Below are 17,664 nucleotides of genomic sequence, written 5' to 3' on the forward strand. Positions count from 1 at the left end.
GGCGCGGGCCACGGGCGAGCCGCTCGCGCCGAACACGCTCGCGGGCGTGTGCGCGGCGCCGGGCGTCGCGGTCGGCCAACTCGTGCGCTGGGACGACGCGGACCTCGATCCGCCGGAACAGGCGAGCGGCACGTCGGCGGCGGAAAGCCGTCTGCTCGACAAGGCGATCGCGAGCGTCGACGCCGATCTCGACACGACCGTGCGCGATGCGTCGCAGCGCGGTGCGGTCGGCGAAGCGGGGATTTTCGCGGTGCACCGCGTGCTGCTCGAAGACCCGACGCTGCTCGATGCCGCGCGCGATCTGATCAGCCTCGGCAAGAGCGCCGGATTCGCGTGGCGCGAGGCGATCCGCGCACAGATCGATGTCCTGAGCAAGGTCGAGGACGCGCTGCTTGCCGAACGTGCCGCCGATCTGCGCGACATCGAAAAGCGCGTGCTGCGCGCGCTCGGTTATACGAGCGCGGCGGCGCGCACGCTGCCCGCTGAAGCGGTGCTCGCCGCGGACGAATTCACGCCGTCGGATCTGTCCTCGCTCGATCGCACGCGCGTGACCGCGCTCGTGATGGCGCGCGGCGGCGCCACCTCGCACGCGGCGATTCTCGCGCGCCAGGCCGGCATTCCGGCGCTGGTCGCGATCGGCGATGCGTTGCATGCGATTCCCGAGGGCACCCAGGTCGTCGTCAATGCGAGCACGGGGCGCCTCGAATTCGCACCGACCGAACTCGACGTCGAACGCGCGCGCCGCGAGCGCAGCCGTCTCGCCGACGTGCGCGAAGCGAATCGCCGGACCTCGCAGCAGGCCGCGGCGACGTCCGACGGCCGGGCGATCGAAGTGGCCGCCAACATCGCGACGCTCGACGACGCCAAGGCTGCCGTCGACAACGGCGCCGATGCGGTCGGGCTGTTGCGCACCGAGCTGCTGTTTATCCACCGTCCGGCCGCACCGAGTGCCGACGAGCATCGTCAGAGCTACCAGGCGATTGCCGACGCGTTGGGCGGCCGCACCGCGATCATTCGCACGCTCGATGTCGGCGCCGACAAGGAAGTCGACTATCTGACGCTGCCGCCCGAGCCGAACCCCGCGCTCGGCCTGCGCGGCGTGCGCCTCGCGCAGGTGCGCCCCGATCTGCTCGACGCCCAGTTGCGCGGCCTGCTCGCGGTGCGCCCGCTCGGCGCCGTGCGCATCCTGCTGCCGATGGTCACCGACGCGAGCGAACTGATCGGCATCCGCAAGCGCATCGACGAGCTGGCGCGCGAGGCCGGCCGCACGGAAGCGATCGAAGTGGGTGTGATGATCGAAGTGCCGTCGGCGGCATTGCTCGCCGATCAACTCGCGCAGCACGCCGATTTCCTCTCGATCGGCACCAACGATCTGACGCAGTACACGCTCGCGATGGACCGCTGCCAGCCCGATCTCGCGGCTCAGGCCGATGGCCTGCACCCGGCCGTGCTGCGCCTGATCGCGGCGACCGTCGCGGGCGCGGACAAGCACGGCAAATGGGTCGGCGTGTGCGGCGCGCTGGCGGGCGACCCGCTCGCGATGCCGCTGCTCGTCGGTCTCGGCGTGACCGAGCTGTCGGTCGATCCGGTATCGGTGCCGGGCATCAAGGCGCGCGTGCGCACGCTCGATTATCCGTTGTGCCGTCAGCGCGCCCAGGATGCGCTCGCGCTCGAATCGGCGCAGGCCGTCAGAGCCGCGAGCCGCGCCACCTGGCCGCTCGACTGAAGCCGCGTGGTCCGTGCTTCGCGGCGCGGGCCGGCGCAATCCTCACCTATCGCCACACAACCTAACCACAACGTCCAGTTACGAGACAAGGACAGGAGATACCCATGGATGGAAATCCGTTTCTGAAGATTCAGCGCCTCGGACGCGCGCTGATGCTGCCGATCGCGGTGCTGCCGGTCGCCGGCCTGCTGCTGCGCCTCGGCCAGCCCGACGTGTTCAACATCAAGATGATCGCCGACGCGGGCGACGCGATTTTCAGCAACCTGCCGCTGCTGTTTGCGATCGGCGTGGCGGTCGGTTTCGCGAAAGACAACAACGGCGTCGCGGGCCTCGCGGGCGCGATCGGCTATCTGGTGCAGATCGCGGTGATGAAGGACATCAACGACAAGCTCAACATGGGTGTGCTGTCGGGGATCGTCGCGGGTCTCGTGGCCGGTTTCCTGTACAACCGCTACAAGGACATTAAGCTGCCCGATTACCTCGCGTTCTTCGGCGGCAAACGCTTCGTGCCGATCGTCACGGGGGTGGTCTGCCTGATACTCGGCATCGTGTTCGGCTACGTGTGGCAGCCGGTGCAGAACGCGATCGACGTGGCCGGCCACTGGCTCACCACGGCGGGCGCGCTCGGCGCCTTCGTGTTCGGCGTGCTGAACCGTCTGCTGCTCGTCACTGGCCTGCATCACATCCTCAATTCGCTGACGTGGTTCGTGTTCGGCACGTTCACGCCGGCGGGCGGCGCGCCGGTCACGGGCGACCTGCACCGCTTCTTCGCCGGCGATCCGACCGCGGGCACCTTCATGACGGGCTTCTTCCCGGTGATGATGTTCGGCCTGCCGGCCGCGTGTCTCGCGATGTATCACGAAGCGCCGAAAGAGCGCCGCGCGATGGTGTTCGGCCTGCTGTTCTCGATGGGCCTCACGTCGTTCCTGACCGGCGTGACCGAGCCGATCGAATTCAGCTTCATGTTCCTCGCGCCGGTGCTCTACGCGATCCACGCGCTGCTGACCGGGATTTCGCTCGCGATCTGCTCGGCGCTCGGCATTCACCTCGGCTTCACGTTCTCGGCGGGCTTTATCGATTACGTGCTGAACTACGGGCTGTCGACGCGGGGCTGGTGGGCGATTCCGATCGGCATCGTGTACTCGGTGCTGTACTACGGGCTGTTCCGCTTCTTCATCCGCAAGTTCAACATGGCAACGCCGGGCCGCGAGCCGGCCGGTGCCGAAGAGCAGGCCGATTCGTTCACGGCCGGCGGCTTCGTCGCGCCGATCGCCGGTGCGGCCGTGCCGCGTGCGCGACGCTATATCGCGGCGCTCGGCGGCGCGGCGAATCTGTCGGTCGTGGATGCGTGCACGACGCGTCTGCGTCTGTCGGTGGTCGATGCGGCGAAGGTGTCCGAGAGCGAGCTGAAGACGATCGGCGCGCGCGGCGTGCTCAAGCGCGGCGCGACCAATGTGCAGGTCATCATCGGACCGGAAGCGGACATCATCGCCGATGAAATCCGCACGGTGATTGCGCAGGGTGGCGGCGATGAGGTCGGGGCTGCGCCGGTTGCCGTGGCTGCTGCTGTTGCGCCGACGGCGGTTGCCGCGCGGAGCGTGCAATCCGCGCCGCAACCTGTGGCTCAGCACGCGCAGGGCGGTCCGCTCGATCCCGATCCGCTGCGCTGGCTCGCCGTGTTCGGCGGCGCCGGCAACATAGTGTCGCTCGATGCGGTCGCGGCGACGCGTCTGCGGGTCGTCGTGCGCGATCCGTCGGCGGTCGATCGTCAGCGCCTCGCTTCGCTCGATACCGCGTGGGTGGCCACCGATACGTTCCATGTCGTGGTCGGCGAGGCTGCGCCGCGTTATGCGCAGAAGCTCGCGACGCGACTGTCGCCAGGCGGCGGCGCGGGCGCCGGCGCAGAGCCGGTACTGGCGTGAGCCATGCCCCGGTTCGCAGCGGTTGGCTGTGAATAAAAAGAGCGGCACCTTGTTTTCAAGGTGCCGCTCTTGCGTTAACCGCTGGATGCTACCGGACTCGCAAAACGTCGTGCCGTTCAATACATCGAATGGCTGTTTTCCTTGATGGCCGCCGCGGTCACCTTGCCACGCATCACGCGATACACCCAGCTCGTGTACAGCAGGATGATCGGCAGGAAAATGATGACGGCGACCAGCATGATTTCGAGCGTCAGGCGGCTCGACGTCGAATCCCATAGCGTCAGGCTGCTGCGGCCGTCGAGCGAGGACGGCATGATGAACGGGAACATCGAGAAGCCTGCCGTCAGGATCACGCCGACGACCATCAGCGCGGTCGACAGAAACGCGCTCGCCTCGAAGCGCGAACGCGCGAGCAGCACCGCCAGAATGCCGCCGACGAGACCCGCCACGGGCGCGGCCACCATCCACGGATACAGCGCGTAGTTGGTGAGCCACAGGCCCGGTGCGCCGATCACGGTCTTCAGCAGCGGATTGGCGACCGCGTCGAGCGGCGGCGCGTCGACGATCTGATAGCCGCCGATCATCGTCGCGACGAACGCGCCCGCCACCATGAACAGCACGACCGCGCACACCGCCGCGAGCCGCAGCGCCTTCGACGCGCGCTCGTGGATCACGCCATCTGATTTCCACTTCACGAACGCCGCGCCGTGCGCGGTCAGCATCGACACGCTGACAAGGCCCGTCAGCAAGGCGAACGGATTGAGCAGCCCGAAGAAACTGCCGTGATAGGTGACGCGCAGGTCGTTGTCGAACGAGAACGGCACGCCTTGCAGCAGATTGCCGAACGCGACGCCGAACACGAGCGCCGGCACGAGGCCGCCGATGAACAGGCCCCAGTCCCACGCGTTGCGCCAGCGCGGGTCGTCGCGCTTGCCGCGATAGTCGAAGCCGACCGGCCGGAAGAACAGCGCGAACAGCACGAGCAGCATCGCGAAGTAGAAGCCGGAGAACGACGCCGCATAAGCGAGCGGCCATGCCGCGAACATCGCGCCGCCCGCGGTGACGAGCCAGACCTGATTGCCTTCCCACGTTGCGCCGACCGTGTTGACGACGATGCGCCGCTCGGCGTCCGTCTTCGCGATGAACGGCAGCAGGATCGCCGCGCCCATATCGAAGCCGTCGGTGAGCGCGAAGCCGATCAGCAGTACGCCTATCAATGCCCACCAGATCAGTTTGAGCGTTGCGTAATCCATGGTGTCGATTCCTCTCGAACGGAGTGGCGGCGGCGCGTCACGCGGCCGTATTCGGCGACAGCGGCTGGGCGGCCGGCTGCGCGATCTCGTGGTGATAGTGGCCCGTGTGCAGCGACGACGGACCAAGCCGCGCGTACTTGAACATCAGCATGATCTCGATGACGAACAGCACCGTGTAGAACAGCACGAAGCCGCCGATGCTCAGATACAGATCGCGCGGCGTCAGGCTCGACGCGGCGAGGCTGGTCGGCAGGATGCCGGCGATGCTCCACGGCTGGCGGCCCATTTCGGCGACGATCCAGCCGAGTTCGGCGGCGAGCCACGGCAGCGGAATCGCCCACACGGCCCAGCGCAGGAACCAGCGGCGCTTCTCCAGCAGCAGCGTGCGTTGCGCGCAGAACCAGAACGCGAGCACGAAGGTCGCGAGGAACAGCAGACCGAGGCCGACCATCAGGCGAAACGAGAAGAACAGTGGCAGGACCGGCGGGATCGTGCGCTGCGCCGCCGCGGAGATCTGCTCGGGCGTCGCATCGGTTACGTTCGGCGTGAACTGCTTGAGCAGCAGGCCGTAGCCGAGATCGGCCTTGTGCGCTTCGAAGGCGGCGCGCGCTGCGTCGGTCGCGTCGCCGCCCTTGAGCTTTTGCAGCGCTGCGAAGGCCAGCATGCCGCTTTTGATGCGGCCTTCGTTTTCCGCAATCAGGTCGCGCAGGCCGACCACGGGCTCGTCGAGCGAACGCGTCGCGATGATGCCGAGCGCGTACGGCACGCGGATCGCGTAATCGGTGCGCTGTTCGCGCTGGTTCGGAATCCCGAAGACCGTGAACGGTGCCGGCGCGGGCGCGGTTTCCCATTCGGATTCGATGGCGGCGAGCTTGACCTGCTGGACTTCGCCGGTGCGATAGCCCGATTCGTCGCCGAGCACGATCACGCACAAGGCCGAGGCGAGGCCGAAGCCGGCGGCGATCGCGAACGAGCGCAGCGCGAACTCGGTGTCGCGGCGCTTGAGCAGATACCACGACGACACGCCGAGCACGAACATCGACGCGGTCACGTAACCGGCCGATACCGTGTGCACGAACTTGACCTGCGCGACCGGGTTGAAGATCACCGCGAAGATGCTGTCGAGCTCCATGCGCATCGTCTGGTAGTTGAACTTCGCGCCGACCGGATTGTTCATCCAGCCATTGGCGATCAGAATCCACAGCGCCGAGAGGTTCGAGCCGAGCGCGACGCAGAACGTGACGATCAGGTGCTGCACTTTCGAGAGCCGGTTCCAGCCGAAGAAGAACAGGCCGACGAAGGTCGATTCGAGGAAGAACGCCATCAGCCCTTCGACGGCGAGCGGCACGCCGAAAATATCGCCGACGTAATGCGAGTAGTACGCCCAGTTGGTGCCGAACTGGAATTCGAGCGTGAGACCGGTGGCGACGCCCATCGCGAAGTTGATGCCGAAGAGCTTGCCCCAGAACTGTGTCATGTCCTTGTAGATCGGCTTGCCGGTCATCACGTAGACGGACTCCATGATGACGAGCAGCCACGCGAGGCCGAGCGTGAGCGGCACGAACAGAAAGTGATAGAGCGCCGTGATGGCGAACTGAAGACGCGATAGTTCTACGACTTCGCTAACGGGCATGTTGATCACCTCGGGACGGATGCGGGACAGGCACCGACAGCAGCGCCTGCGCGACTTGCTCGGGCGGCAGCATCATGTGCTGCGCCTGCGGATGATTGAAAAAGGTGAACTTGAGCGCCATCAGCAGGACGAATTTGATGGCGAGGATGATGGCGATGTCGCGTGCCAGTGTCGGGCCGCGCACCCACCGGGTGAACCGGGTGCGCCAGCGTGAGCGGCGTGTGCTGTGGCGATTGAGGGCTAGGGTCATGTTCGGTCGAAGACGACTTCATGCCGGTGAACCCGGCTGGACCAGTCCGCCCGGGCCGTCGGGAGATCTGGCGAATGCATGCCGATTGTAGGAGTCGAACCTCGCGCGCTTGAATTGGGCCGTGCGGCATCGAGTCGCGAAGCTCGCCGCGTCTGAGCAGTATTGCTATCTGACTTGCGATACGTCAAGGAAGCCGTGGCGGCCGGTGAGTGTTCACGATCGTGAATCGGCGGGCATGGGCGCGCCGCGAGAGCGAACGCGTGAGGATGAAAAAAGCCCCGCCGTCTTGCGAGGGCGGGGCTTGAACTAGCAAGTGATTCCCGTGCGAGGCGCCGGCTGCTGTATCAGCCTGTATCGGCTGTATTGGCCGCAGCCGGCGGCGTGGCGGGCTTTACGCGTATTCGGCGAGTGCGCCGCGCATCTTCTTCATCGCGCTCGCTTCGATCTGGCGGATACGCTCGGCCGATACGCCGAATTCGTCGGCCAGTTCGTGCAGCGTCGAGCCGCCCGAGCCGTCGTCCTCGACCTTCAGCCAGCGCGCCTCGATGATGCGGCGGCTGCGCGGATCGAGTGCTTCGAGCGCGCTCGCGATGCCGTCGCTTTGCAGCCGGTCGCGCTGACGCGAAGCCAGCACGGCGGTCGGCTCGCTGTGCGAGTCGGCGAGATACGCGATCGGCGCGTACGACTCTTCGCCGTCTTCAACCTGGCCTTCGAGCGCAATGTCGCCGCCCGACAGACGCGTTTCCATTTCCGCGACTTCTTCGCGCTTCACGTTCAGTTCCTTGGCGAGACCTTCGATCTCGTCCGGCGTGAACGCGCCGAGGCCCTGCTTGTGGCTGCGAAGGTTGAAGAACAGCTTGCGCTGCGCCTTGGTGGTGGCGACCTTCACCATGCGCCAGTTGCGCAGGATGTATTCGTGGATCTCGGCCTTGATCCAGTGCATCGCGTACGACACGAGGCGCACGTTCTGCTCCGGGTCGAAGCGCTTGACGGCCTTCATCAGCCCGATGTTGCCTTCCTGGATCAGGTCGGCGTGCGGCAACCCGTAACCGAGGTAGTTGCGCGCGATCGACACGACGAGGCGCAGGTGCGACAGCACGAGGCGACGCGCCGATTCGAGGTTGTCGTGCTCGCGAAACTCGGTGGCGAACTGGCGTTCTTCCGTCGGCGTCAGCATAGGAATGCGGTTGACGGCCTGGATGTAGGCGTCGATGTTGCCCAGTTGGCCGGGCAGCAGCGAGGAATGCGAGAGCGCCAGTGCACCTGCCGGAGCGGCCTTAGCCGACGACGGGCTCAGAGTACTCGGAAGGGTCATTGCATGGCTCACGTGTGAAACTCCTTTGGAATCAGACAATAGCGTGTTCAGTGATGGACTCCAGCGATGGATGTTAGCACTCTGATCTGTCGAGTGCTAATACTTAGAGGCTGTAGGGGCATCTGAGTTCCCGAAAATCCTATTGAGATTCGTCATCTGATAGTTATTAGACAGCCTATTTCGCTGTCGTTCAGCGACCGTAGAAGTTACCGACCCAATAGCCTTGGTTCTCATAATCGACTGATATTTTCCTATTTATCAGTAAATAATTGCGAATTTAGACAATTATTCATACGATCCGCGCTCTTAAGTTTTTATTTAGAATAAGCAGACGGTTACGCATCGTTTCAATGCTCGTGAGTGCGGGTGCAAGGTGAAGAACAAAAACACTGTTTTGCGTGGGTTTACTCTAAAAGGCACGCTGGCCGCGCTGCTGATGTCGGCGGCGGGTACGGCGCTCGCCGACCCGTTCGGGGTGCAGGTGGCGGCCGGGGTGGGCGACCATCACATCAAGAAGCTCGATCTGGGCATGGTGTGGGATCCGGACTGGACGTGGTGGCAGGTCGGCGACTGGCACTTCGCATTGATCGGCGAGGCGCACGTCGCGTGGTGGCACACCAACGAAGGCAACGTTCATGGCGACATCGGGGAGGTTGGCGTGACGCCCGTGATCCGCTTCATCAAGATGTCGGGCCCGGTGCGGCCGTTCGTCGAGGTGGGCGCCGGCGTGCGGCTGCTGACGAGTCCCCGCATTTCTTCCGACCTCACGCTTTCCAGCGCGTTTCAGTTCGCCGACATGGCGGGCGTCGGGCTGCAATTCGGCACGCATCAGCAATATGTTGCGGGCTACCGCTTCCAGCATATTTCCAACGGCGGTATCAAAGAGCCGAATCCTGGTATAAATTTCAGCCAGCTATATTTGCAATATAACTTCTGACGACCGTGGCCGCCTTTGGCCTACGGTGTGCAAGGGGCTGCAATGGTGGCAAAGATGATCGAAGCGATTCGCGGGCTCGAGCGGGAGCGCTTTCGTGCGATGGTCGACGGCGACGGGCAGTCGCTCGACACGCTGCTCGCGGACAACGTGAGCTATGTCCACACGAACGGCAAACGCGAGACGAAGCGGCAGTTCATCGACGGGATTACGGGGGGGCGCCGCCGTTATCGGCAGATCGAGGTGCAGTCGCAGGACGTGCTGCCGGCCGGGCGCGAAACGTATGTCGTCACGGGCCGCGCGCTGATCGAGATGGAAGCGAACAACGGCGCGCTGCTGTTTCCGATTGCCTATACGGCGATCCATACGCAGGAAGATGGGCAGTGGCGTTTGATCGCCTGGCAGGCGACGCGCTGCGCGATCGAGTGACGCGTTTTTCGGCGACGTCCGTCTTGTTCGTATGATGTGGCGAGCGGCTTGCAGGTTTTGCGGGCGCGCTGGGTTTGCGCCTGATTCGCGCATGGACTCATGCCGCGGACTCGCGTGGGCTTCGGGTCGGATGCACGTCGGGTCCGGCTCGGCTTGCGGTATGCGCCTCGTGAGCGCGTCGGCGGCCACAGCGAAGCACGGGATACGCGCTCTGCTGCTGCGGATTCACTCCGCTTCTTTCACGACACACTCAGCTTGAGACCCGGCTTCAGGCCGCGACGCATTCGCCGGCCTCGTCGCGCTCGGTCGCGTTGTCGTTGCCATTGCCATTACCGGTAGCGGCGCCGTTCGCGCCGCTCCTTGCCCCGGCGATCCGCATCGCCACGTCGCCCGCATACGGATGCCGTGTCGGCACCGGAATCCGCGTGCAACGCTCCACCACGCGCCGGATCGCCGCGAGATCGGAAAAATCGAGTTCGCTATCGATGCCTTGCGCGTCGAGATTCATCGCGAGCGGCACGAGATCGACATTGCCCGTGCGCTCGCCATTGCCGAACAGGCAGCCTTCGATGCGATCCGCGCCCGCGAGCAGCGCGAGTTCCGCTGCGGCGATCGCGGTGCCGCGGTCGTTGTGCGGATGCACCGATAGCACGATGCTGTCGCGATAGCCGAGATTGCGGTGCATCCACTCGATCTGGTCGGCGAACACGTTCGGCGTGGCCGCCTCGACGCTTGACGATCATCTTGTGGGCGAGCGTGGGCCGCCATGTCTGCGCGACGGCGTCGCAGACCTCGCGCGCGATTGCCACGCTTCGGCGAGTTTCAGCGCGCCGTTTTCGCGATCTCGACGATCAGCTCGACCTGTCGCTCGATCGCGCCAGGCACCGGCGCTTCGCCGCGCAGCACTGCGTCGATCCACTCGGCCGTGGTGACGGCGTCGCGCGCTTCGGGCAATTCGACTTCGGGCGCGTCGGGCGACGAACGCTCGTGCGGCAGACGCGTTTCGCAGATGCCGTCGTGCAGCCAGTCGACCTGCACCTGGCGCCGCGTATCCGCGACCGCCTCGCCCTCGGTGCCGCGCGCGAGCAGGGCGCCGCCGAGCGCAGCGTCGGGATGCGAGTTGAACAGCTGCGTGAGACTGTCGCGATATGGCGGATGCGTGTAGTTGACGAGGCGCAGCCCCGCAGGCGCGAACGGCTGCAGGATTTTCACGAGCGTATGCGTCGAATTTCGCACGCCCATGCGCCGGCGCAGCGCGAGCAGATGCGCGAGTTTCGGCGCGAGCACGTCGATCGAGGCAAATGCGAGGCGGCGCTCGGCGAGACCGTCTTCGATCTCGGCGAGTGATTGCGCGTGCGGAATCCGCAGCTCCGCGAAGATTTCGGCGCTCGTCACGCGGCCCGGATCTTCAGTGACGCCGTGCACGAGCACCGGCACGCCTTCGCGCGCGAGCAGCAGCGCGAGCAGCGGCACGAGGTTCGGCTGCTTGCGCGCGCCGTTGTAGGATGGGATCGACACGGGCCGATATGCGCCGTGCGGCAATTGCACCGGCTCGAACGACGCATGCGCGGCGGCCAGCATCGCGGCGAGTTCGTCGGCGCTCTCGCCTTTCACGCGATACGCGAGCAGCACCGCGCCGAGTTCGAGTTCGGCCACGCGGCCGTCGAGCATCGCGGCGTAGAGTTCGCGGGTGTCGTCGGCGCTCAGCGCGCGGGCGCCGTTCGGGCCACGGCCGATTTCCTTGATGAAGCGGGCGCAGGGGAAGGGGGCGGCGGTAGCGGTGTCGGTCGGGGCGGTCATCGGGTAAGGGGGCGGGCGGCGTGGCGCGTCGCACTGGAGCGGGTCGCCAGCTGATTCAAAGGATGCTATTCGGTATGAGTATCGCATCTATGGGGCTCGCGCGAGAAAGAACGGGGCGCCGAGCCCGTGCCTCGGCGCTCGCGCCTGGACGCATTGGCCCGTGCCGCGCGTTACACTCGATGCTTCTCGCCGCGTCGGCGGCGCGGATCGTAAGCCAATCGGAAAACGGAGAACGGGATGAGTTACGTATTTGCACCGGCACCGCAGGTCGCGGTGCCGGTCGTCGGGTCGGGCGAGCAGTTCGCGGTGCGGCGCATCTACTGCGTGGGGCGCAATTACGAGGCGCACGCGCGCGAGATGGGGCATGACCCGGACCGCGAGCCGCCGTTCTTCTTCTCGAAGCCGGCCGATGCCGTCGTCTATGTCGCACCAGGCGCGACCGGCGAATTTCCGTATCCGTCGCAAACGAAGAACGTCCACTTCGAAATGGAAATGGTCGCGGCGATCGGCAGGAGCGGCAAGGACATCCCCGTCGAAAGCGCGCTCGATCACGTGTACGGCTACGCGCTCGGCCTCGACATGACGCGCCGCGATCTGCAAGGCGAGGCGAAGAAGCTGGGCCGTCCGTGGGATACCGCGAAGGGCTTCGATCATTCGGCGCCGCTCGGCCCGATCCATCCGGCTTCGAAGGTCGGCCATATCGGCAAGGGCGCGATCTGGCTGTCGGTGAACGGCGAGGACAAGCAGCGCTCGGACGTGTCGCAGCTGATCTGGTCGGTCGGCGAGACGGTGGCGTATCTGTCGACGCTGTTCGAGTTGCAGCCGGGCGACCTGATTTTCACCGGTACGCCCGAGGGCGTCGGCGCGGTGGTGCAGGGCGATCTGATGAAGGGCGGCGTGGACGGGCTCGGCGAGTTCAGCGTGCGCGTCGTCTGACGATTCGCGGGCAGGTTTGGAGGAGACAGACAACATGAAGCTCTATAGCTATTTCCGTAGCTCGGCGGCGTATCGCGTGCGCATTGCGCTGAACGTGAAGAACCTGCCGTACGACTACGTGCCCGTGCACCTCGTGCGCGACGGCGGCGAGCAACTGAAGCCCGAATACCGCAAAGTCAATCCGGACGGTATCGTGCCGACGCTCGTCGACGGCAACGACGTGTTGCCGCAGTCGCTCGCGATCATCGAGTATCTGGAGGAGACGCATCCCGAGCCGCCGCTGCTGCCGAAGACGCCCGTCGATCGCGCGTATGTGCGCTCGGTGGCGCTACAGGTCGCGTGCGAGATTCATCCGCTGAACAATCTGCGCGTGCTGCGCTATCTGAAGCACACGCTGTGCGTCGACGACGATGCGAAAGACGCGTGGTACCGGCACTGGATCGACGCGGGCTTCGCGACGCTGGAGACGCATCTGGCGGGCGACGCGCGTACCGGCTCGCTGTGTTTCGGCGACACGCCGACGCTCGCCGATGCCTGTCTGATTCCGCAGGTGTTCAACGCGCACCGCTTCAAGGTCGACACGGCGAAGTTTCCGACGATCCAGCGCATCTACGATCACGCGATGCAGCTCGATGCGTTTGCGCGCGCGGCACCGGGTGCGCAACCCGATGCCGAGTGACGCGGCGGCTTTTCGGCTCTATGTCGCGTAGCGACGCATCGGCATATCGGCGGCGGGTTGAAATGAAAAGAGGGCGCTCCGTGGAGTGCCCTCTTGCTGGTTTCGGGCTCAAGCGCCCGCGCGCTACGGGTTGAGCGCGGATCAGGTGTGGATCAAGCGCGGCTCAAACGTAACTCAAGCGCAACTCAAACACCCAGCAACGCGTCCGAAAACTCCTCGGCGCTGAACGGTTGCAAATCCTCGACCTTTTCGCCGACGCCGATGAAATACACCGGCACCGGCCGCTGCCGTGCGATGGCCGCGAGAATGCCGCCCTTCGCGGTGCCGTCGAGCTTGGTGACGATCAGGCCGGTGAGGCCGAGCGCGTCGTCGAACGCCTTGACCTGGGTGAGTGCGTTCTGGCCCGTGTTCGCGTCGATCACGAGCAGCACCTCGTGCGGCGCGCCGTCCTGCGCCTTGCCGATCACGCGCTTCACCTTGCGCAGCTCTTCCATCAGATGCAGTTGCGTAGGCAGGCGGCCGGCCGTGTCGGCCATCATCACGTCGATCTTGCGCGCGCGCGCGGCGCCGACCGCGTCGAAGATCACCGCGGCCGGGTCGCCGCTTTCCTGCGCGACCACGGTCACGTTGTTGCGCTGGCCCCAGATCGCCAGCTGTTCGCGCGCGGCGGCGCGGAACGTGTCGCCGGCGGCGAGCAGGACCGACTGGTCGAAGCTCTGCAGATGCTTGGCGAGCTTGCCGATGCTCGTGGTTTTGCCCGCGCCGTTGACGCCGGCGATCATCATGACGAGCGGCTGCGCACGGCCGAGCATCAGCGATTTTTCGAGCGGCTTGAGCAGCGCGACGAGCAGCGTGCGCAGCGCCGTCTTGACCTGCTGCGGGTCGGTGAGGCGCTCGCTGCGCACTTTTTCGCGCAGCGATTCGAGCAGGAATTCGGTGGCCTCGACGCCGGCGTCCGACATCAGCAGCGCGGTTTCGAGTTCTTCGTACAGGTCCTCGTCGATCTTCGTGCCAACGAAGATGCCGGTCAGGCTCGAACTCGTTTTCGACAGCCCGCTTTTCAGGCGCGTGAGCCAGGAGCGCTTCGCGCCCGCGTCCTGCACGGGCGGCGGGACGACTTCGACGGTTTCCTCGACGGCTTCGAATTCGGTTTCGAATTCGGCGTCAAAGCCGGCCTCGGCCGCTTCCTGCGGTTGCGGCTCGAAGACGGTCGCGGCCGCGGGCGGCAGCGCCGCTTCCTCGGGCAGCGGGGCGATGGCTTCGGACTGCGCGCCGTCTTGCGCCGCCTGCGCTTCGTCTGCGGCGGTATCGGACTCTTTCGAACCCTTGAATCGTTTGAAAAAACTGAACATGATCTGGCGTATTGGAGAGCGCGCCGATGCGCGCAGCCGGCACGGGACCGGCGAAGGAGGGCAGCGCCGCGATGCGAAAGGCAAGGCGCTGGCAGCCGCACATTTTATCAGGCGAGCCGCGGCGCGTCGTATCGGCCGATCGGCCAGGCTGGACGCGGGACGCCCCTGTGGTAACGTGGGCGCTCCGGTCCGCGCGCCTGCGCGTCGCGGGCGTCGTCACCAGGTCATAGAAACTGCAAGAAACCGCATGCCCCGTTTAGCACCTTCACGCGCCGCCGGCGCTTCGTCCAAAGGCGGCAAGCCGCACGCCATTCGTATCATCGGCGGCGACTGGAAGCGCACGCCATTGCCCGTGCTCGATCTGGACGGCTTGCGCCCCACGCCCGACCGCGTGCGCGAAACGCTGTTCAACTGGCTCGGCCAGCGTCTGGATGGCCAGCATTGCCTCGATCTGTTCGCCGGCAGCGGTGCGCTCGGCTTCGAGGCCGCGTCGCGCGGCGCGGCGCGCGTGCTGATGGTGGAGCGCAATGCGCGCGCCGCCGGCCAGTTGCGCGCGAACCAGCAGCGCCTCGCGGCGCGCGCGATCGAAATCGCCGAGGCGGACGGCCTACGTCTTGCCGCGAGTCTCGCGCCCGGCTCGTTCGACGTGGTGTTCCTCGATCCGCCGTTCGGCGCCGATCTGCTCGGCCCGGCGCTGGCCGTGGCGGCGCCGCTCGTCGGCGCGAACGGTTTTCTCTATGTCGAAGCGGGCGAGGCGCTCGAAACAGCTGCCCACGAGCCGCTCGCGGACTGGGAAGTCACGCGGCAAGGCAAGGCGGGCGCTGTCCACTTTCATTTGCTGCAGCGCGAAAATAAGGAATAATGCGCGTTCCAAAAAAGGGCCGGGCGGTTTATCGTCAGCGCGTCCGGAGTCAAATGCGTCGCGTGGACGCTTTGCCGTGCCCTTTTGTCTGAATAGAGGAGAAGTCTCATGGTAGTCGCCGTGTACCCGGGCACGTTCGACCCGCTGACGCGCGGTCACGAAGACCTCGTTCGGCGCGCGTCGAGCATTTTCGACACGTTGGTGGTGGGCGTTGCCGACAGTCGCAACAAGAAGCCGTTTTTTACGCTGCAGGAGCGCCTCGCGATTGCACACGAAGTGCTCGGGCACTACCCGAACGTCAAGGTGATGAGCTTCAAGGGGCTCCTCAAGGATTTCGTGCGGACCAATAACGCGCGCGTGATCGTCAGGGGCCTGCGTGCCGTGTCGGATTTCGAATACGAGTTTCAGATGGCGGGCATGAACCGCTATCTGTTGCCCGACGTCGAGACGATGTTCATGACGCCGTCCGATCAGTACCAGTTCATCTCGGGCACGATCGTGCGCGAGATCGCGCAACTGGGCGGCGACGTCAGCAAGTTCGTGTTCCCGTCGGTCGAAAAATGGCTGAAGGAGAAGGTCGCTTCGCTGGACCCGAATGGCGGCGCTCAGGCGGCGCAGCCGTAACCGGCCGGACGGCGGCCGATAGTTTCGGGTACGGCCAGGCGCCCTTTGCCGCTTTGGCGAAAGCCTCGGCGAATTTGTCGAAATGTCTGAGCGAGGCTGGCGTGAGTTCGATCTGCTTGCGCCGGGCGTCTTCGGTATCGTTGAGCACGATCCAGCCTTTCTCGCACATCGATGAAATGCGGCCATGCAGCGTGGCCGGCGAGCCCAGCTCGCTGTGACCCATCATGTCCTTCACCGGGAGGCGCTCCTTGTTCTGCGTTGCGCGCACCACGAATTCAAGGATTTTTTCTTCGAGCGGGTCGAGTGCCGGTAGCGTGGGCAGGCCACGCTGCGCTTCGGTCAATTGCAGAAATCGGAGATAGATGTCGGCTGGATTTTAGTTGCGGTCGATCTGCGTCGTGGTGAAAAGGCGCTTGGCTTCATGCGCCCGCGCGCCAGGATGAAAAGCTATAATGTATTGTTTTTCATAGGAAAGTTGGTGGCGGCATGGCCTTGATGATTACCGACGAATGCATCAATTGCGACGTCTGCGAGCCGGAGTGCCCGAACGATGCGATTTCGATGGGCACGGAAATCTATGTGATCGATCCGAAGAAATGTACCGAGTGCGTCGGCCATTTCGACGAGCCGCAGTGCATTCAGGTGTGCCCGGTGGAGTGCATTCCACGCGACCCGGAACATCTGGAAACGCGCGAAGGCTTGATGGCGAAGTATCACGCGCTGCAAGCCGCGAAGGGTGCGTGACGTTCGGGGTTGATGCGTGCAGCAAAAAAATGGCGAAGGCTGAATGGGTCTTCGCCATTTTTGTTTCTGGCTTTTGTTTTGCGGTGGTGTTTTCCTCAGGCCGCCGAGGCGCGCATCGCTATCCGGCGTACGTGCTGAAAATAGCGCGTAACGCATCCAGCAGAATGTCGCATTCAGCATCGGTGCCGATCGAAATTCGCAGGTGCTGGTCGATACGCGGCGCCTTGAAATGGCGCACGAAAATTTCTTTCTCCCTGAGCCGCAATGCGAGCGTCGCCGCGTCGTAGCCCGCATGGCGCGCGAACAGCAGATTCGCGGCCGACGGCAAGACTTCGAAGCCGAGCGCGCCCAGTTCCGCGGCCAGGCGCTCGCGGCTCGCGATCACCTTCGCGCAGCAGTCGCGGAACCAGGCGTCGTCTTCGTAGGCGGCGGTCGCGGCCGCTTGGGCGAGCCGATCGAGCGGGTAGGAGTTGAAGCTGTCTTTCACGCGGTTCAGCGCGTCGATCAGCTCCGGATTGCCGAACGCGAGGCCGACGCGCATGCCGGCCAGCGAACGCGATTTCGACACGGTCTGCACGACGAGCAGATTCGGATAGCGATCGATCAGCGCAATTGCCGATTCGGCGCCGAAATCGACGTAAGCCTCGTCGATTACCACGACCGAATCCGGATGGCGCGCCACGAGACGTTCGATGTCCGCGAGCGGCAACGGGCGGCCGGTCGGCGCATTCGGGTTCGGAAACAGGATGCCGCCGTTCTCCACCGCGTAATCGTCGATGTCGATCGCAAAGTTGTCGTCGAGCGCGATGGTCTGGTAATCGACTTCGAACAGCCTGGCGTAGGTCGGATAGAAGCTGTACGTGATGTCGGGGAACAGCAGCGGCTTGCCGTGCTTGAGCAAGGCCTGGAACGTGAGCGCGAGCACCTCGTCCGAGCCGTTGCCCGCAAACACCTGTTCGGCGCGGATGCCGTGATAGGCAGCGACCGTTTCGCGCAGCTTGCGCGCGGTAGGGTCCGGATAGCGGCGCAGCGCTTCGGCCGTGTCGCCGAGTTCCTGGCGGATCGCCGCGAGCACGCGCGGCGACGGCGGGTACGGATTCTCGTTGGTGTTCAGCTTCACCGGATGCGCGAGCGCGGGCTGTTCGCCCGGCACATACGGCGTCAAACGGTGGACGATGTCACTCCAGTAACGGCTCAAGCGATTC

General features: G+C 65.1%; 16 protein-coding genes and 2 pseudogenes. 9 read left to right on the forward strand and 9 right to left on the reverse strand.

Annotated elements, in window-relative coordinates; translation table 11 throughout:
• Both ptsP and nagE read left to right on the forward strand, forming a co-directional pair.
• A partial coding sequence (gene ptsP, locus G3N58_RS26865) for a phosphoenolpyruvate--protein phosphotransferase (protein ID WP_206000683.1) occupies positions 1-1,726 on the forward strand: 1,726 nt, incomplete at its 5' end.
• Between the two features lie 104 nt (positions 1,727-1,830).
• The gene (gene nagE, locus G3N58_RS26870) at positions 1,831-3,648 is read left to right on the forward strand and encodes an N-acetylglucosamine-specific PTS transporter subunit IIBC (protein WP_167048386.1); all 1,818 of its coding nucleotides are present in this window, start codon (positions 1,831-1,833) and stop codon (positions 3,646-3,648) included.
• Positions 3,649-3,764: 116 nt separating this feature from the next.
• Here the strand turns inward: nagE and cydB are convergent, their stop codons facing one another.
• The 4 genes from cydB to rpoH form a co-directional block, all read right to left on the reverse strand.
• On the reverse strand, positions 3,765-4,901 hold the full coding sequence (gene cydB, locus G3N58_RS26875) for a cytochrome d ubiquinol oxidase subunit II (RefSeq protein WP_167048384.1): 1,137 nt from the start codon (positions 4,899-4,901) through the stop codon (positions 3,765-3,767).
• Positions 4,902-4,938: 37 nt separating this feature from the next.
• On the reverse strand, positions 4,939-6,534 hold the full coding sequence (locus G3N58_RS26880; RefSeq protein ID WP_206000685.1) for a cytochrome ubiquinol oxidase subunit I: 1,596 nt from the start codon (positions 6,532-6,534) through the stop codon (positions 4,939-4,941).
• Positions 6,524-6,784, reverse strand: a complete 261-nt coding sequence (cydP, locus tag G3N58_RS26885; RefSeq protein WP_167048380.1) for a cytochrome oxidase putative small subunit CydP — start codon at positions 6,782-6,784, stop codon at positions 6,524-6,526. The genes G3N58_RS26880 and cydP overlap by 11 nt, the downstream gene beginning before the upstream one ends.
• A 391-nt stretch (positions 6,785-7,175) precedes the next feature.
• On the reverse strand, positions 7,176-8,111 hold the full coding sequence (gene rpoH / locus G3N58_RS26890; RefSeq protein ID WP_206000687.1) for an RNA polymerase sigma factor RpoH: 936 nt from the start codon (positions 8,109-8,111) through the stop codon (positions 7,176-7,178).
• Positions 8,112-8,472: 361 nt separating this feature from the next.
• Between rpoH and G3N58_RS26895 the strand changes: the two genes are divergently transcribed.
• A complete protein-coding gene (locus G3N58_RS26895) occupies positions 8,473-9,036 on the forward strand; it encodes an acyloxyacyl hydrolase (protein ID WP_206000689.1) in 564 nt (187 codons plus the stop codon).
• 42 nt (positions 9,037-9,078) lie between these two features.
• A complete protein-coding gene (locus G3N58_RS26900; RefSeq protein ID WP_167048376.1) occupies positions 9,079-9,462 on the forward strand; it encodes a nuclear transport factor 2 family protein in 384 nt (127 codons plus the stop codon).
• Between the two features lie 346 nt (positions 9,463-9,808).
• Here G3N58_RS26900 and G3N58_RS26905 read toward each other — a convergent pair.
• A pseudogene (locus G3N58_RS26905) lies at positions 9,809-10,271 on the reverse strand (hypothetical protein); the annotation flags it as partial.
• Between the two features lie 13 nt (positions 10,272-10,284).
• Positions 10,285-11,262, reverse strand: a complete 978-nt coding sequence (gene ybiB, locus G3N58_RS26910) for a DNA-binding protein YbiB (protein ID WP_167048374.1) — start codon at positions 11,260-11,262, stop codon at positions 10,285-10,287.
• A gap of 237 nt (positions 11,263-11,499) precedes the next feature.
• Here ybiB and G3N58_RS26915 point away from each other — a divergent pair, with 237 nt between their 5' ends.
• Entirely contained in the window at positions 11,500-12,198 is a 699-nt protein-coding gene (locus G3N58_RS26915; RefSeq protein WP_206000691.1) for a fumarylacetoacetate hydrolase family protein, read from the forward strand.
• A 34-nt stretch (positions 12,199-12,232) separates the two neighbouring features.
• Positions 12,233-12,877 carry a maleylacetoacetate isomerase gene (gene maiA, locus G3N58_RS26920; RefSeq protein WP_206000693.1) on the forward strand — a complete coding sequence of 215 codons (645 nt, stop codon included), beginning with the start codon at positions 12,233-12,235 and terminating at the stop codon, positions 12,875-12,877.
• 185 nt (positions 12,878-13,062) lie between these two features.
• Here the strand turns inward: maiA and ftsY are convergent, their stop codons facing one another.
• Entirely contained in the window at positions 13,063-14,229 is a 1,167-nt protein-coding gene (gene ftsY, locus G3N58_RS26925; RefSeq protein ID WP_167048368.1) for a signal recognition particle-docking protein FtsY, read from the reverse strand.
• A gap of 247 nt (positions 14,230-14,476) precedes the next feature.
• Between ftsY and rsmD the strand changes: the two genes are divergently transcribed.
• Both rsmD and coaD read left to right on the forward strand, forming a co-directional pair.
• Positions 14,477-15,091 carry a 16S rRNA (guanine(966)-N(2))-methyltransferase RsmD gene (rsmD, locus tag G3N58_RS26930; protein WP_206000695.1) on the forward strand — a complete coding sequence of 205 codons (615 nt, stop codon included), beginning with the start codon at positions 14,477-14,479 and terminating at the stop codon, positions 15,089-15,091.
• A gap of 108 nt (positions 15,092-15,199) precedes the next feature.
• Entirely contained in the window at positions 15,200-15,715 is a 516-nt protein-coding gene (gene coaD, locus G3N58_RS26935; protein ID WP_167048352.1) for a pantetheine-phosphate adenylyltransferase, read from the forward strand.
• A 40-nt stretch (positions 15,716-15,755) separates the two neighbouring features.
• Here the strand turns inward: coaD and G3N58_RS26940 are convergent.
• Positions 15,756-16,079: pseudogene (locus tag G3N58_RS26940) on the reverse strand (winged helix-turn-helix domain-containing protein); the annotation flags it as partial.
• 122 nt (positions 16,080-16,201) lie between these two features.
• On the opposite strand from G3N58_RS26940, the gene G3N58_RS26945 reads away from it, so the two are divergent.
• On the forward strand, positions 16,202-16,459 hold the full coding sequence (locus tag G3N58_RS26945; RefSeq protein ID WP_167048310.1) for a YfhL family 4Fe-4S dicluster ferredoxin: 258 nt from the start codon (positions 16,202-16,204) through the stop codon (positions 16,457-16,459).
• Between the two features lie 118 nt (positions 16,460-16,577).
• On the opposite strand, the gene hisC is transcribed toward G3N58_RS26945, so the two are convergent.
• Positions 16,578-17,657: a histidinol-phosphate transaminase gene (gene hisC, locus G3N58_RS26950; protein ID WP_167048308.1), complete on the reverse strand. Its 1,080-nt coding sequence runs from the start codon at positions 17,655-17,657 to the stop codon at positions 16,578-16,580.
• Positions 17,658-17,664: the final 7 nt, after the last annotated feature.

The organism is Paraburkholderia sp. Ac-20342 (assembly GCF_017104985.1).
GTDB lineage: Bacteria > Pseudomonadota > Gammaproteobacteria > Burkholderiales > Burkholderiaceae > Paraburkholderia.

Excerpts from the sequence above, each read along its gene's own strand:
- nagE (WP_167048386.1), top strand. The coding sequence starts at position 1,831 with ATGGATGGAAATCCGTTTCTGAAGATTCAGCGCCTCGGACGCGCGCTG.
- cydB (WP_167048384.1), bottom strand. The coding sequence starts at position 4,901 with ATGGATTACGCAACGCTCAAACTGATCTGGTGGGCATTGATAGGCGTA.
- G3N58_RS26880 (WP_206000685.1), bottom strand. The coding sequence starts at position 6,534 with ATGCCCGTTAGCGAAGTCGTAGAACTATCGCGTCTTCAGTTCGCCATC.
- cydP (WP_167048380.1), bottom strand. The coding sequence starts at position 6,784 with ATGACCCTAGCCCTCAATCGCCACAGCACACGCCGCTCACGCTGGCGC.
- G3N58_RS26900 (WP_167048376.1), top strand. The coding sequence starts at position 9,079 with ATGGTGGCAAAGATGATCGAAGCGATTCGCGGGCTCGAGCGGGAGCGC.
- ybiB (WP_167048374.1), bottom strand. The coding sequence starts at position 11,262 with ATGACCGCCCCGACCGACACCGCTACCGCCGCCCCCTTCCCCTGCGCC.
- G3N58_RS26915 (WP_206000691.1), top strand. The coding sequence starts at position 11,500 with ATGAGTTACGTATTTGCACCGGCACCGCAGGTCGCGGTGCCGGTCGTC.
- maiA (WP_206000693.1), top strand. The coding sequence starts at position 12,233 with ATGAAGCTCTATAGCTATTTCCGTAGCTCGGCGGCGTATCGCGTGCGC.
- ftsY (WP_167048368.1), bottom strand. The coding sequence starts at position 14,229 with ATGTTCAGTTTTTTCAAACGATTCAAGGGTTCGAAAGAGTCCGATACC.
- rsmD (WP_206000695.1), top strand. The coding sequence starts at position 14,477 with ATGCCCCGTTTAGCACCTTCACGCGCCGCCGGCGCTTCGTCCAAAGGC.
- coaD (WP_167048352.1), top strand. The coding sequence starts at position 15,200 with ATGGTAGTCGCCGTGTACCCGGGCACGTTCGACCCGCTGACGCGCGGT.
- G3N58_RS26945 (WP_167048310.1), top strand. The coding sequence starts at position 16,202 with ATGGCCTTGATGATTACCGACGAATGCATCAATTGCGACGTCTGCGAG.